Genomic DNA, 14,418 nt, shown 5'->3' with positions numbered 1-14,418 from the left:
GTCCATCAGGTACTGGATCTCGGGGGAGTCCATGCCGGGGTGGTAGTACGGCGGCCGGTAGAGGTCCGCTTCGAGCTGGTCGTCCGTGATCGGGATGCGCAGGTGGTCGCGGAAGGCCTTGAGGTCCGCGAGGGTGAGCTTCTTCATCTGGTGGGTCGCGTTGCGGCCCTCGAAGTGGGTGCCCAGGCCGTAGCCCTTGACCGTGTGCGCCAGGATGACCGTGGGCTTGCCCTTGAACTCGGTCGCGGCCTTGTAGGCGGCGTAGACCTTGTTGTAGTCGTGACCGCCGCGCTTGAGGTTCCAGATCTGGTCGTCGGTCAGGTCCTGGACCATTTCCTTGGTCTGCGGGGTCTTGCCGAAGAAATGCTCGCGGACGAACGCGCCGGACTCGGCCTTGTACGTCTGGTAGTCCCCGTCGACGGTCTCGTTCATGATCTTCACGAGCGAGCCGTCCTCGTCCTTGGCCAGCAGGTCATCCCACTCCCGGCCCCAGACGACCTTGATGACGTTCCAGCCGGCACCGCGGAAGAACGCTTCGAGTTCCTGCATGATCTTGCCGTTGCCGCGGACGGGACCGTCGAGGCGCTGGAGGTTGCAGTTGATCACGAAGTTGAGGTTATCGAGCTTGTCGTTGGCCGCGAGCTGGAGCAGGCCGCGGGACTCGGGCTCGTCCATTTCGCCGTCGCCCAGGAACGCCCAGACCTGCTGGTCCGAGGTGTCCTTGATGCCGCGGTTGTGCAGGTACCGGTTGGACTGGGCCTGGTAGATGGCGTTCATCGGGCCGATGCCCATCGAGACGGTSGGGAATTCCCAGAACTCCGGCATCAGGCGCGGGTGCGGATAGGAGGACAGGGCGTGCCCTTCCTTGGACTTCTCCTGSCGGAACCCGTCCAGGTCCTCCTCGGAGAGCCGGCCTTCCATGAAGGCGCGGGCGTACATGCCGGGSGAGGCGTGGCCCTGGAAGAARACCTGGTCGCCGCCGCCGGGGTGGTCCTTGCCGCGGAAGAAGTGGTTGAAGCCGACCTCGTACAGGGTCGCGGCACCGGCGTAGGTGGAGATGTGGCCGCCGACGCCGATRTCCGCSCGCTGMGCCCGGTGCACCATCACCGCGGCGTTCCAGCGCAGCCAGGCACGGTATTTGCGTTCGATCTCCTCATCCCCGGGGAAYGSSGCTTCCTGGTCGACCGGGATGGTGTTGACGTAGTCCGTGGTGGTGACCATCGGAACACCCACGGACTGCGCGCCGGCCCGCTGGAGCAGGCTTCGCATAATGTACTGGGCACGTTCGGTGCCTTGTTCCTGAATCAGGGTATCCAGGGACTCCAGCCACTCGGCGGTCTCTTCCGGATCACGATCAGGCAGCTGGTTTGTCAACCCGCTGAGGATATGGGAGGTATCTTCTCCTGCAGCCACGTCCACCTCACTCTTCATCGTTGAATGGTGATCAATATTTTTCATTATGTGGAAAAACTTTCTTGCATTTCGAGATTATCGAGAGAGGCTGGGACGCGTCAACATCAGCGGCGCATCACCGCGGCCCGGCAGTCACAATCGGTTGGAAGGTCGGTGCCTTGGCGGTCAGGCTGAGGTGAGCAGCCTGCCCCACCTCGGGGAGAGCAGCGGGGCGCCGGCCATTTTGAGGCAGTGCCACAGGGTCACGGCCACCGAATCGAGCACGGGAACGCCCATGGCCGCCTCGATTTCCTCCGCGATGTTGGCACCGTAGAGATTGGTGCAGAGGTACACGAGCGCGTCCGGGTTCTGTGCCGCAAGTTCCAGCGATCCGGGCCGCATCTCGGCGTCGGAGACCCGGGCGAATGATTCGTTGTCGCTCAGGCCGAGGAAACGGTGGTCAAGTGTTTTGATCCCGTCCCGTTCGTAGGACGCCACGATCCGTTCGTTGACGTCCTCTGTGTACGGGGTGAACAGCCCGATCCGCTCGGTGCCGAAGGACCGGAAAGCCTCCATGTAGGCCAGTGTGGAGGTGGTGGCGGGAATGCCGGTGGCGTCCTGCATTCCCCTGACGAGTTCGCGGTCGTGATCGGCGCCGAGCCACGATCCTGAAGTGCCGTTCCACGCGATGACGTCGACGTCGGCGGTCGCCAGGATCTCGGCGGCGGCCCGCATTGCCGGGGCATCAAATTGCCGGTCGGAGGAATCGTCGAGGGCGATCCGCGTGACCTGGATCCTGGCGAAGTGGATTGTCACGTCGTCGCGGTCGCCGAGGATCCGGTAGCTTTGCGGCTCGAGGCAGGTGTTGGAGGACGGCACGATCATGCCGATACGGGTGGGGCGGGTTGCGGAAGGCATGGGTGCTCCTAGCGGGCAGCGGGGTAGACAGCGGCGGGGGCGGGGGTAGCGCTGACGGGGGCGGTGGCCGCGGCCGCCTGGTGTTCGCGGAAACCGTTTCGGGCCACAAACTGGCCCACGGGGCCGGGGTCATGGAAGCCGCCGGCGTCCAGCACCACGCGTCCGGCGGACACCACGACGGCGGGCCAGCCGGTGAGCGTCCTGCCGTCAAAGGGCGAGAAGTCAGTCCCCATGTGCAGGCCCGCGCCGTCAACGGTGCGTTCCTGTGCGGGATCGAAGACGACGAGGTCGGCGTCGTACCCTGCTGCGATCGTTCCCTTGCCCGGCAGGGCGTTGATCCGGGCCGGACCGGCGGCGAACACTTCCACGAAATCCTCCACCCGGGCTGCCCCGCCGGTGGCGTCCATCATGGCGGTGAAGGTGACAGGCATGCGGGTTTCGACTCCCGGCAGGCCGTGCGGCATGGCGCGGATGTCATCGGACCGCTCGCGCTTTTGCGTGACGTCGTAGCAGGAGTGGTCCGAGGCCACCGTGTGGATGGCTCCGGCGGCAAGCCGGTCCCGCAACGCGGCGACGGTCTCGGGGCTGCGCATCGGCGGGCAGCAGGCGTACCACTCGGGGAAGGACGTGCCGTAGACGGTGTCGTCCAGGGTGAGGTAGTGCGGGCACGTTTCCGAGAAGGCGTCCATTCCGTGGCTGCGGGCCCCGGCGACGAGGTCTACGGCCCCCGGCGTGGACTGGTGCACAAAGTAGACGGGAGCGTTGGTGTACTCGGCCATCGCCAGGGTCTCCTTGACCGAGATCTCCTCCGCGAGTTCGGGCCGGGTCCGGTGCAGGTGTTCGATGCCGATGCGGCCGTCGTCCGCATGCTGCTGGGTGCAGTCGGCAATGATGGGATCGTGTTCGGCGTGGATGTAGGTGAGGCCGTCGAGCCGGACCATCTCGCGCATGACCTTCAGGATGGTGTCCCCGTCGGCCATGGTGGTGCCCCGGTTCGTGGTGTACATCTTGACCGAACGGACACCTTCGGCGGCGAGCTGTTCGAGCTGCCACGGCACAGTCTCGTCCCACTGGACCACCGAGCCGTGCAGGGCGACGTCGCAGCGGGACTCGCGTGCCAGTTCCTTCTTGTGCAACACCGCGGCCAGCGGGGTCTCGCGGGCGTCGCGGGGGATGCCGAAGTCGATAATGGTGGTGGTGCCGCCCCAGAGGGCAGCGGTGGATGTGGTCCGGTAGTCGTCCAGGGTTCGGAACCGTCCGGTTACCTGGGCGACATGGCAGTGGCCGTCCACGCCACCCGGAATCACCAGCTGGCCGGCGGCGTCGATGGTCCTGGCGGCAGCGGGGACCGGCTCAGAAGCGTCCACGAGCTGGACGATCGTCCTGCCGTGCACCACGACGTGCACATTCTGGCGGCCGAAACTGTTGACCACGGTGCCGTTGGCAATGACAAGGTCTGGGGTGTGGGACATCGTTGTCCTCCTTCGAGAAAGAAAATTAGTGGGACGGTGCGGGCAGCCGGGTGGCGTGCTGCGCCGTCGTGAGGGCGGCATCGAGGTTTTTCGAAAGTCCCTTGCGGGCCTTGACCGGTGGCGGCGCGAAGGCGCCGGCCCGGTGCGGACCGGACTGGAGGTTGACTACGGACTGGGCCATCTGGATGCCAGCGGAAATGCCGTCCACCACGGGGACGGGGATCTGGCCTGCAAGCTCGCGGGCAAGTCCGGCGAGCGGCGCGCCGGCGAGGATCACGACGTCGGCCCCGTCCTCGGCGACGGCCTGGCGGCTGAGCGCCAGCAGGGTCTCCTTGAAGTCATGCTGCACGGAGCCGATGCCGTTGAGGCTCTCGTTGATGGAGCGGATCGAGGCCAGCCGGCCGGCGAGCCCGAACCGTTCAACGCAGTCCAGATACCAGGGCCGGATGCGGTCCGAGATGGCGATGATCGAGAACCGGTGCCCCTGCAGGGCGGCGGCGCAGAGTGCCGCCTCGGTAATTCCGATGACGGGGACGTCGGCGAGTTCCTTCAGCGCCGGCATCCCTGGGTCGCCGAATGCGGCGACCACCACGCCGTCGACGCTGGCGCCGTCGCGAGTGTACTCTGCGATGATTTCGGCGACGGCACCGGCGGCGATCAGCGATTCAAAGCGGGTTTCGATGTATTCGACGCCGTGGCCGGCGGTCCGGACTACCAGTTCGGTTCCGGGCGAGGCTGAACGCCGGGCTTCGGATTCGATCAGCGAAGTGACATCGTTGCTGATGTTGGGGTTGATGACAAGGAGTTTCATTACTTCTTCCGATGAAGGTCGGGTTCCGTCCGGCGGAAATTCTCCGGAAACTGTTCCCGGTATTTGTCGATGTGCGACGCCGACTGGGCAGCCGCCCGGTCAGGGTCACCGCTGGCGATCGCGGTGTAGAGCGCCCGATGTTCTTCGATGAGTTCGGGGAGGTCGCTCACATGCCGGAACAGCCAGTGCATCCGGCCCTGGAGGGGTTCGAGCGCCGATTTGAGGAAGCCGTTGTTGGCGATCCGGGTGATGGCATCGTGGAATTCGCTGTTGGCCCGGTGGGCGTCCATAATGGCGCCCTTGGCTAGAGAGAGCTCGGCCGCGTCCAACAAGGCTTCCAGCGCACTGAGGTCCTCCGGTGTGGCGCGGGCCGCGGCCAGTCTGCAGGCCAGCACTTCGAGCGACTGGCGGACGTCGAAGAGATCCTCCACGTCTTTGGGGCTGAGCGAGCTGACTTCGGCCCCGCGAGCGCCGCGGTCGCTGACCAGGCCTTCCTGGCGCAGCATTCGCAGCGCCTCGCGGACCGGGAGGCGGGAGACGTTGAATTCGGCGGCGAGGTCGCGCTCCACCAGCCTGGTGCCGGGAACGTAGTGCCCTTCAAAGATCCTGTTGCGGAGGGTGTCCCGGACAGCCTCCCGGAGGGGGCGTTCCTTGTCCTGGGTTTCTTCTGCGGTAAGCATGGTGCTCCATTTCGGGTTCTTTATGGCACTGCGTTCCCGGCTTCGGGAACTGGTGTTTCGTGGCCTAGCTTAGACAGGGAGCCGCTTGTTGTAGTTCAGGGTCAGCACGGATGCGCCCATGATGATCGCGGATCCCACGAAGTACAGCAGCGCCCAGGTGTATGAGCCGGTGGCACCGACGATCAGGCCGACCGCGATCGGGGTGACGAAGCCGGAGATATTGCCGCTGAAGTTCATCGCGCCGCCCAGGACGCCGGCGTTGGTCCGGCCACCCAGGATCGAGGGGATGCTCCAGAAGAGGCCCACCCAGCGAAGGAAGAACATGACGACGGAGAGCAGGACTACCGCCGTCGTCGGGTCGGCAACGACGGTGACACCGACAAGGCCGCCGATCACTACGACGCTGGAGGTGCCCAGTAGGGTGCGCATGACGCGGTTGGCCGAGGCGCCGGATGCCCGCCATTTGTCGGCGATGGTGCCGCCGAGGATTTCGCCGACGAAACCGGCGCCGAAGATCACGAACGTGGACCAGCCGATGGTCTTCAGGTCAAAGCCCTTGGCCTGGGCCAGGTAGAGCGGGCCCCAGGTGAGCAGGCCGTAGAAGACGCCGTTGAAGCCCAGCCAGCCGAAGCACATGGCCCAGAAGGAACGGAACTTCAGGTAGGGGAGCAGGGCGCGCTTGCCCTTGCTGCCGTCGAGCTCGGCTTCGGCGTCCTCGGCGGCGTGGGAGGCCTCGATGTACTCGGCTTCGGCGTCGTTGACTCCGCGATGCTGGCGGGGGTTGTCCCGGACGTACCACCAGACGGCGAGGCCCATGAGGACGGTGGCGGCGCCGGCGATGATGAAGGAGCTCCGCCAGCTGCCCGTCGAGGCGATCAGGCCTGCGATGAGGATGCCGCCGAGCCCGGCGCCCAAAGGGGCTCCGGCGTCAAGGATGGTGGCGCCGCGGCCGCGTTCCGATTTGTGCATCCAGATGGCGTTCAGCTTTCCGCCGGCCGGCATGACGCCGGCCTCGGTGACGCCGATGCCGAGGCGGGCGATGAACATGCTGACAAAGCCTCCGGCCAGGCCGGAGGCCGCCGTTGCGGCACCCCAGCCGACGCAGGACGCGGTCATCACCTTGCGGGGGCCGAACTTGTCGATCAGCCAGCCGACCGGGATCTGCATGAGGGCGTAGGTCCAGAAGAACGCCGAGAGCAGGAGGCCCACGAGCTCCGGGGCCATGTTGAATTCCTTCTGGATGATGGGCAGGGCGACAGAGATGGATCCCCGGTCGATGTAGTTCACGGACACGAGGACCAACAGGAGGAGGAACATTTTCCATCGGACATTCGTGCGCCGTTGCACGCCGTCCTTGGAGCCTGTGGGTTCAGCAGGCTGTATTGCTGTTTCGGTATTTGGAAGAGACACAACTTCTCCTTGATAGAGAGTAAACATGCCGGCAAGTGATGGGGGATTTGTTTGAGGGGCAGGATGCCGGAGTGTGGGGCGTCCTGTGCGCGGGCCCTGTGTCGATCGCAGCGGTTGATAGGGGGCTGATGTCAGCGCTGACATCAGGTTCGGATCAGGTGCAGAATCTGGGAGGGCGGGGCCCGGCAAAGCTTTCTTGTTTTGGGATCCCGTTTTGGGATCCCAAAATTCAGATTAGGAGTGACGTGGGCCACTGTCAAGGGTCATGGGCCGGCTGGGCCGGTTCGCCGCGAAAATGTCGTTTGTGACTGGCCCGGGGTGCATGGCTGCGCGGGACCATGGCTGCGCCGGCCACCAGGCAGGGAGGCCTGCTCCCGGAGCGGTGCCGGGGGCCGGTAGCGGTGGGAGTGGTGCTGGCAGCCGGTCTTGGCTGCTCCGGGCTTAGCTGCCCCGGTAGGTGGAGTAGGCGAAGGGGCTCAGCAGAAGCGGGACGTGGTAGTGGGCCTGCGCTTCGGACACCGCAAAGGTCAGTGTGACTTCGGGGAAGAAGGTCTCGGTCCCGGCGGCCGCGTAATAGGCTCCGGTGTCGAAGCCCAGGCGGTAGGTGCCGGAGCCCAGGCTGTCGGGGCCGAGCGACTTGACGCGGCCGTCATCGTCCGTGGCGCCGGCCGCGATCCTGACCCAGCGTTCGCCGTCGAGCATGTCCAAGGTGACTGCGACGCCTGCGGCGGGCTTGCCGGAACCCGTGTCCAGAACGTGGGTGGTGACGTGGGAAGTGCTCATGCGCCTATCAGTCCTTCGAGTCGGAGTACCGCGATTTCGCGCAGCTGCTGGCCGATGACCACTTGTTCTTCTTCGGGAGTGTGGGCGAGCCGGGCGTTGAGGGCCGCCAGGATCTCCTCGCGGCTCCGGCCGGCCGCGCGGATCAGGAAGACCTGGCCGAATTTCTCTTCATAGCTCCGGTTCCCTGCGGCGATGGCTGCGGCGACGGCCGGATCCGGAGCGCCCAGGCTCGCCTGCTCCGATTGGGAGAGCCGGGCCTCCGCGCTGTTTCCTGCGGCCCGTTCGCCGATGCGGGGATGGTGGGCCAGCGCGGCTTCCACCTCCGCGTCGGTGAACGGTTCCGCCGCGCGGCCGGCGGTTTGGAGGAGGATTTCCGGACTGTCGAAGGGCCTCGAGCCGACGATCTCCTCAATCCATCGCTCGATGTCCAGGCAGGGGCGCAGGGCGGCGGCGGCCTCCGCGCGTCCGGCGGCATTAAAGTCGTCCAACAGCATGTGCCAGATCCTTTGTGTCAATGCTGGCATCCACGGTGTAGGGCTATACGGACAAAATATTCGTATCGTGGAACTGTTATTTCAGCATATGCAAAAGATTGAACCGTACCCGTCTGAGCTGTGTCAACCAGGGGCGGCTCCGCGACAGCCCCGGCTAACTCGCCAGGAACCGCAGCAGAACCTCGTTGACCTCCGCCGCGTGGGTCCACAGCATGCCGTGCGGGGCGCCGTCGATCTCCACATACTCGGCGCTCGGCAGCGCCTTGGCGAACTGGCGGCCCGCGACATCGATCGGCAGGATGTTGTCCGCAGTGCCGTGCACAATGAGGGCCGGGACATCAATTTTGGGGATGTCGGCACGGAAGTCCGTGTACCAGGTCGGCTGCGCTGCCGCCGACGCCGTGGCCCCACCACTGGTGGCGAGGTTCCAGCCGGCGTTCATGACCTCCTGGCTGAGCCGGGGGGTGCCGAGGAGGGTTTCGCTGTTGTAGAAGTTCTTGAAGAATTCCGTGAAGAAAGCGTACCGGTCCGCCGTCACGGCCTCCATCAGCCCGTCGAACACCGACTGCGGGACCCCGCCCGGGTTGTCCTCGGCCTGAAGGAGGTATGGCTCAAGGGAGCTCAGGAACACGGCTTTCGCCACCCGGGCAGAGCCGTAGGTTCCAAGGTAGCGGCCCACCTCGCCGGTGCCCATGGAGAAGCCCACCAGCACGGCGTCGTTCAGGTCGAGGGTGGTCAGGATGGTGTTGAGGTCCGCCGCGAACGTGTCGTAGTCGTAGCCCTCGGTGGGCTTGCTGGACTGTCCGAAGCCGCGCCGGTCGTAGGTGATCACACGGTAGCCGGCACCGAGCAGCGCTGCGCTCTGCTTTTCCCACGACGAGCCGTCCAGTGGGTAGCCATGGATCAGGACCACGGCCTGGCCGGATCCGTGGTCCTCGTAGTAGAGCTCGACGTCTGTGCTGTTTTCGCTTCCAACCTTGATGTAAGCCATGCCAGCGGTCCTCCCGGTTCGGCGCAATGCGCGGTGGTTCGGTGTGGGCGGTTCGGTGTGGGGCGGTTTCGATCTGATGTGCAGTCAGTACGTGGGCTCCACTTTAGCGGCCGGAACTCCCGCCGCCAGTGCCTGTTCACCATCCGGAATGAGGAAGTCCTCCGCCAGGTCCGCCCACTGCGGCCGGAAGGAATACAGGCAGCCGAGCCTCAGGCGGGTCGCGGCTGCGTAGGCGTCGAAGCGCGCCGGGGTGACATGCAGTTCCTCGGCGGTGGCAATGACGTGGCGGCGGGCGGTTTGGTACCTTTCGGCGGTCAGGCGGTGTTGGTGCAGGCGCAGCTGGAGGTGCACGGCGATGTTGCCGAGGTCGGCGGCGGCCTCGGCGCGGCAGGCTTCGTCGAAGTCCAGCAGACCCAGGGGAGCGCCCGGATCCACGGTGAAGACCTGCTTGTCGTGAAGGTCCCCGTGGGACCACACCAGCGGATCCGGATCGGTCCGGAGCAGCTTTTGGGCGGCCTGCCCTGCGGCCCCGCGGACGGCCGCGCGCTCGGCTTGCGCCRCCGGAATGTCCCCGGCGTGCACCAGCCACAGGTTCACCGTGTGTTGCAGTCTCGCCAGTTCGACGGCGGCCGTCCGGGGCGGGAGCGCCTCGAGGCTCGGGCGGTGCGCCGGAGTCCGGGCCACGGAATGCTGCCGAACCCAGGCCCGGGACCATTTTTGCCAGGCATTTTCAAAGACCACATCGCTGACCGCGGGGTCGATTCCCAGCTCGAACAGGGAACGGCCGGGCAGCGTCATGAGGGTGAGGCAGCCAGGGGCGGAGGAAACAATTTCCGGGGTGAGGAAGTCCCCTGCGCCGAGGAGCTCGTTCATCCGGGCGTGCCTGCCCACTGCTTCATCGGACTGGCGGGCCCGGAAGAGCTTGAGATGGTGCTCCCCGGCTCTGACCACGGCACGCTTGTGGGCCCGGTGCACCACCACCACCCCCAGCGGCGACGCGCGCTTCAGGGCGGGGAGACGCCGGTCGCGGCCGTCCCGCAGGAGCTCCAGCTGGCCCGCCCGGAGGTGGGCTGCCCGGACCCCTGCCCGGCCGGGAACCCCCAACTCCAGGACGTAGTCCTCCGCGGAGTCGTCGGGCCAGGACCGGATGACCTGCCATTCGGTGTTGTCAGCATCCAGGACGGCGGCCGGGACGGGCGGGTGCCAGCCCATTGGATCAGCCCCTGGATCCGAGGGACTGGCTGGCGGCCAGTGGGGTGAATCCGAAGGACTGACGATGCMGTACMCGTTCCTCGAGAACGCGGGTCGCCAGAGATGAGCCCGACGGGAGCGAAGAACAGGCCAGGCGCAGCCAGCGTGCGTCCGAGTAGGCATCGAACCGATCCGGGCTGACCTGCAGTTGCCGGGCGACGGCCAACACCTCCGAGTGAGCCTTTAGGTATCGCCCCGGCGTCAGGCTATTGCGCCTCAGGCGGCGCTCCAGATGGAAATCCAGGTAAGCGAGGTCGCGGGCGGCCTCGGCCTGGGCAGCATCGTCGAAGTCCAGCAGCCCGAACGGGGACCGGTCGTCGCCAGCGATGATCTGCCGGTCGTGCAGGTCTCCGTGCGCCCATACTAGTGGGTCCGGTACTGAGCCGAGCAAGTTCGCCGTGACGTAATCTGCCATGGCCATCAACGTGTGGCGTTGGGTGGACAGTTCCGGGACGTTCTCTGTGTGGCGCAGCCATCGTTTCAGCCAACGGGCCGCGGCGTTTGCTTCCGCCTCCGGTGAATGGACCGGCATTGCGCCCAGAATGGTTCGTCTGCTGGCGTCAGACGCCGCGCTCAGCTGGGCGAGCCACGCGCGGGACCATTTTTCCCATGCGTCGTCAAAATCTTTTTCGCCGATCGTGACGTAGTCCTCGCCGATTTCGCCGAGCGTCGGTCCGGAGAGGGCGCTTAAAACGAGGGTGTCCGGGGAGCTCCGAAGCACTTTGGGCGCCGTGAAGGCACCGGCGTCCAGCAAGCGGTCCATCTGGGCGCATCGTTCGGCGGGGACGGCGGCGCCTCCGGGCCGGAAGATCTTGATGTAGCAGCCCTCCGCCCGGATGATCGCCCGCATGTAAGGCCAGTGGGAAATGATTTCCCCGCGCTGTCTTTCCGTCCGAAGGGCCGGCAGGTAGGGATCGTCCTCCGGCAGGAGCTCAAAGTGGCCTTGGCTCAGATGGGCTCCCCGGACGCCGGGCCGTCCCGCAGTCGCGACCTCAAGCAGGTATTCTCCGGGTTCTTTGTCGGGCCACGCCCAGCGGACGCGCCACGGGGTGCCGGCGTCGTCGATGTATTTCCAAAGCGGTGGGTGCCAGCTCACGCGATCAGCTCCAAAGCTCGGCGGATCTGCCAGTTCGTGTCGGCCGGCCAGTCGCTGGCCCGGTTCCGGAACGGGTCGACGCTGTTCAGGAACAACCGGAAGGCCGCCCAGGTCTCCACCCCGGCCTGCGTCACATGCCCGCCGGCGTCGCGGTAACCGTCGATCAACTGGGCCGTCTTACGGCCGCCGGCGACGGGCCCGACGCCGGCGGGGTCTGCGATGTCCTCCACCGCGGCAAAGGACCCAAGGTCCCTCGCCGGCTCGGAGGTCGTCACGCGGTCGAAATCGATGATGCGGATGGCCGGGCCGTCCACCAGTACTTGGTCCGCCGAAAAGTCACCATGGACCATCACCGGCTGTTGCCTTCGGGGGCCGGCGGCGCCGACAGCTGCCAGGAGCCGGCCGGTGAGCGCGTCCACCGGAGCCTCGAGCCCGGGGAGCAGGCAGGCGATCATGGACCGCGTGGCCATGAGCTGGCGTACAAGGTCCTCCATGTCCGTCATCCGGTCCGCCCCGGGCTCCGTGTCCATGCCATGGATCGCCGCCAGGGCTTGGCCGGCCCGGTAGGCGGCCGGATCGTTGCCGCCGCCACCCAGGTCTCCCTGGCCCCAGCCCGGGGAGGCACTGATGCCGTGCGCGGCGCATTCCGGGTCCGCGAGTTCGGGCAGGACCGGGATGCCGTGGCTCTGAAGCCGCTGCCGCAGGCGGAGTCCCGCGGCAGCCTCGTCAGCTTGGACGGCGGTCTTGACGACGACGGGGACCGTCTCCGTGGGGACCCTGGCAACGAGCCTGCGCTCCGGGTTGTATCTCAGCACGCTGACCGGGGGGTCCAGGAAGCGCCCTGCCGCGGGGAGCGCTCCGAGCCGACGGAGTCCGTGGTCCCGGAGCCAGCGCAGGTTGGGGCGAAGCGGCCAGTCCTCCTCGATGGGACCGGCCGCCACGGCGACGTCGGGGTTGAGATGATCGGGCTGGATAAGCCGGATGCCGCCGCCGCGCTTTTGCGAACTGTCTGCCCGCTGCTGCAGTTTCCCGACGTGCTCCGGTGTTGTTGTCAGTGCCCAGCCGTAGCTGCCGGCACCGCTGGCATAACTGCCGCTGCCGTAACTGCCGTTGCCGGTCCGGCGGAAGGCGACGAGGGCGGAGGTGTGCGGTTTGTAGCGGGTCCTGACGATCTGGACACTTTCGCCCAGGAGCTCGGAGAGCAGCTCGTCGTCGAGCACCCAGTTCAGGCCAGGGACCCGGACGTCACGGGCCGCCAGGGCACGGTCAGCGTCGCGCCGCTGCGCCTGCAGCCACTGTCCCTGCAGCCATCGTCCCTGCAGCCGCTGTCCCTGCGGGGTGCTCACGTCGGCACCTTGAACAGTTCACCCGGCTCGGGGGTCTGCTGCCGGTGGACCCAGCCGGCAAAGCGGGAATCCGGATCGGCCAGCAATGACTGCGGCGGCCCGTCTTCCAGGATTTGGCCGTCTTCGAGCCAGATCACCCGGTCGCACGATTGGGCCGAGTTGACGTCGTGGGTGATCGTGATGGAGGTCCGGCCCTCGGTGAGTGTGTCCAGGGCGCTGAGGACCGAATCCCGGGATGCCGGATCGAGGCCGGCGGTCGCCTCGTCCAGGATCACGATCGGGGCCTTGCGGAGCATGGCACGGGCGACGGCCAGCCGTTGACGCTGGCCCCCGGAAAGATCGTTGGCCGCCTCGCCAAGGACGGTTTCATAGCCCTGGGGCAGTGCGCGGATGAAACCGTCGGCCTGGGCGAGGGCCGCCACGGCTTCGATCTCCTCATCGGTGGCATCGAGGCGGCCGAACCTGATGTTCTCCCGGACGGAGGTTCCGAACAGCACGGAGTCCTGGAGCAGGATTGAGACATGGGAACGCACGGAAGCGATCTTCAGGGCCCGCAGGTCCTCGCCGCCGAGGCTGACACTTCCCTTCCACGGGTCCACCATCCGGAGGATCATGCTTGCCAGCGTGGACTTCCCGGCCCCGGAAGGCCCCAGCACGGCGCAGTGCTGACCCGCCGGTATGGTCAGAGTGATTCCCTTGAGCACCGCGGTTTCCTCGAAGTGGCCGGCCCAGACGTCCTCGAACACAATGTCCGGGTGCGGGTTCTTGAGGGCGACGGCGTGCGGTGACTCGGGCACGTCACTCTGGGCCTCAAGCAGGTCCGCAACCCGTTCCCCGGAGGCCGTCGCGCGTGCGATACGGCTGGTGTACCTGGCCACGTCCTTGAGTGGCCTCAGCCCGGTTTTCAGGTAAGTCAGGAAAACGACCAGATCTCCGGGTGTCATCGCGTGGTGCATCACCCTCCATCCACCGGCAGCCAGGACCACCGCCGTCGCGATTCCCGTCAGGACGTCGGTCTTCCGTTGCAGGCTGGCGGCCAGCCGCAGCGTGACCACCCCTGAGCCAAGTGCCGACTGGTTGCTCTTGCTGAAGCCCGAGCTGAGGGTGTCTTCGAGTCCGTACGCCTGGACTTCGCGCATTGCGCCCAACGTCTGGGCGGCGGTGGTGGCCAGGGCGCTTTCACCCTTGCGTGACTTGCGGGCCGCCGTAGTAATCGATCCCGAGTTCTTGCGGGACACCAACACGAATATCCCGATGGACACGAACGTCACCAGTGCGATCAAAGGATCGAGCCAGAGCATGATGATCATCATTGCTATCAGCGACACGAAATTGCCGATGAGGGGGAGCCCCGCCGTGACGGCCACATCCTGCAGCCGGGACACGTCTCCGACGAGCCGCTGGACAGTGTCGCCGGTGGAGGCGCGGCTGTGGTGGCGCATCGACAGGCCCTGGAGGTGGCGGAAGGTTCGGGCGCGCAATTCGGAGGAAATCCGGGTACCCACCAGGGCAAACGAAATCGCGGACACGTAGCCGGCCACGGCCCGGATCAGGCAGATGACAACCACCGCACCGGCGCAGAGGAGCAACACCTCCGCGCTCGCCTCCACGCTGAGCGGGGACCTGCGCAGAGTGGCGCCGAGTGAGTGTGAGACGGAGTCGAGGACGATTTTCACCGGCCACGGCTCAAGAAGCCGGAAGAGGATTTCCACGGCCATGGCAATGAATCCCCAAGTGATGAGCAGCCTGTGCCCGCGCAAATGCGGGCGGACGC

At 66.4% G+C, this 14,418-nt stretch carries 12 protein-coding genes and 1 pseudogene; all 13 read right to left on the bottom strand.

What is annotated here, in order from left to right; genetic code table 11:
- A pseudogene (locus tag AC1D1W_RS11495) lies at positions 1-1,431 on the bottom strand (pyruvate dehydrogenase (acetyl-transferring), homodimeric type); the annotation flags it as partial.
- Between the two features lie 147 nt (positions 1,432-1,578).
- Positions 1,579-2,310 (bottom strand): maleate cis-trans isomerase family protein, encoded by a 732-nt coding sequence (locus AC1D1W_RS11490; protein WP_476943744.1) that lies wholly within the window; start codon positions 2,308-2,310, stop codon positions 1,579-1,581.
- Between the two features lie 8 nt (positions 2,311-2,318).
- Positions 2,319-3,782 carry an amidohydrolase family protein gene (locus AC1D1W_RS11485; protein WP_476943743.1) on the bottom strand — a complete coding sequence of 488 codons (1,464 nt, stop codon included), beginning with the start codon at positions 3,780-3,782 and terminating at the stop codon, positions 2,319-2,321.
- Between the two features lie 25 nt (positions 3,783-3,807).
- A complete protein-coding gene (locus AC1D1W_RS11480; protein WP_476943742.1) occupies positions 3,808-4,593 on the bottom strand; it encodes an aspartate/glutamate racemase family protein in 786 nt (261 codons plus the stop codon).
- Entirely contained in the window at positions 4,593-5,273 is a 681-nt protein-coding gene (locus tag AC1D1W_RS11475) for a GntR family transcriptional regulator (RefSeq protein ID WP_028275851.1), read from the bottom strand. The genes AC1D1W_RS11480 and AC1D1W_RS11475 overlap by 1 nt, the downstream gene beginning before the upstream one ends.
- A 69-nt stretch (positions 5,274-5,342) precedes the next feature.
- Positions 5,343-6,683 carry an MFS transporter gene (locus tag AC1D1W_RS11470; RefSeq protein WP_243180682.1) on the bottom strand — a complete coding sequence of 447 codons (1,341 nt, stop codon included), beginning with the start codon at positions 6,681-6,683 and terminating at the stop codon, positions 5,343-5,345.
- A 441-nt stretch (positions 6,684-7,124) separates the two neighbouring features.
- A complete protein-coding gene (gene uraH, locus AC1D1W_RS11465) occupies positions 7,125-7,466 on the bottom strand; it encodes a hydroxyisourate hydrolase (RefSeq protein ID WP_230010411.1) in 342 nt (113 codons plus the stop codon).
- The gene (gene uraD / locus AC1D1W_RS11460; RefSeq protein ID WP_243180683.1) at positions 7,463-7,960 is read right to left on the bottom strand and encodes a 2-oxo-4-hydroxy-4-carboxy-5-ureidoimidazoline decarboxylase; all 498 of its coding nucleotides are present in this window, start codon (positions 7,958-7,960) and stop codon (positions 7,463-7,465) included. Before uraD ends, uraH begins: the two co-directional genes overlap by 4 nt.
- Before the next feature lie 154 nt (positions 7,961-8,114).
- The gene (locus tag AC1D1W_RS11455; RefSeq protein ID WP_243180684.1) at positions 8,115-8,951 is read right to left on the bottom strand and encodes an alpha/beta fold hydrolase; all 837 of its coding nucleotides are present in this window, start codon (positions 8,949-8,951) and stop codon (positions 8,115-8,117) included.
- A gap of 84 nt (positions 8,952-9,035) precedes the next feature.
- Positions 9,036-10,163 carry a phosphotransferase gene (locus AC1D1W_RS11450; RefSeq protein WP_476943741.1) on the bottom strand — a complete coding sequence of 376 codons (1,128 nt, stop codon included), beginning with the start codon at positions 10,161-10,163 and terminating at the stop codon, positions 9,036-9,038.
- 4 nt (positions 10,164-10,167) lie between these two features.
- Positions 10,168-11,298 (bottom strand): phosphotransferase, encoded by a 1,131-nt coding sequence (locus AC1D1W_RS11445; protein ID WP_476943740.1) that lies wholly within the window; start codon positions 11,296-11,298, stop codon positions 10,168-10,170.
- On the bottom strand, positions 11,295-12,644 hold the full coding sequence (locus AC1D1W_RS11440) for a phosphotransferase family protein (protein ID WP_476943739.1): 1,350 nt from the start codon (positions 12,642-12,644) through the stop codon (positions 11,295-11,297). The genes AC1D1W_RS11445 and AC1D1W_RS11440 overlap by 4 nt, the downstream gene beginning before the upstream one ends.
- Positions 12,641-14,362, bottom strand: a complete 1,722-nt coding sequence (locus tag AC1D1W_RS11435) for an ABC transporter ATP-binding protein (RefSeq protein ID WP_243180690.1) — start codon at positions 14,360-14,362, stop codon at positions 12,641-12,643. Before AC1D1W_RS11435 ends, AC1D1W_RS11440 begins: the two co-directional genes overlap by 4 nt.
- Between the last annotated feature and the right edge of the window lie 56 nt (positions 14,363-14,418).

The organism is Arthrobacter sp. P1_B4, assembly GCF_056406555.1.
The sequence above is the reverse complement of the archived record's forward strand: the minus strand, read 5'-3'. Positions and strand labels throughout refer to the sequence as shown.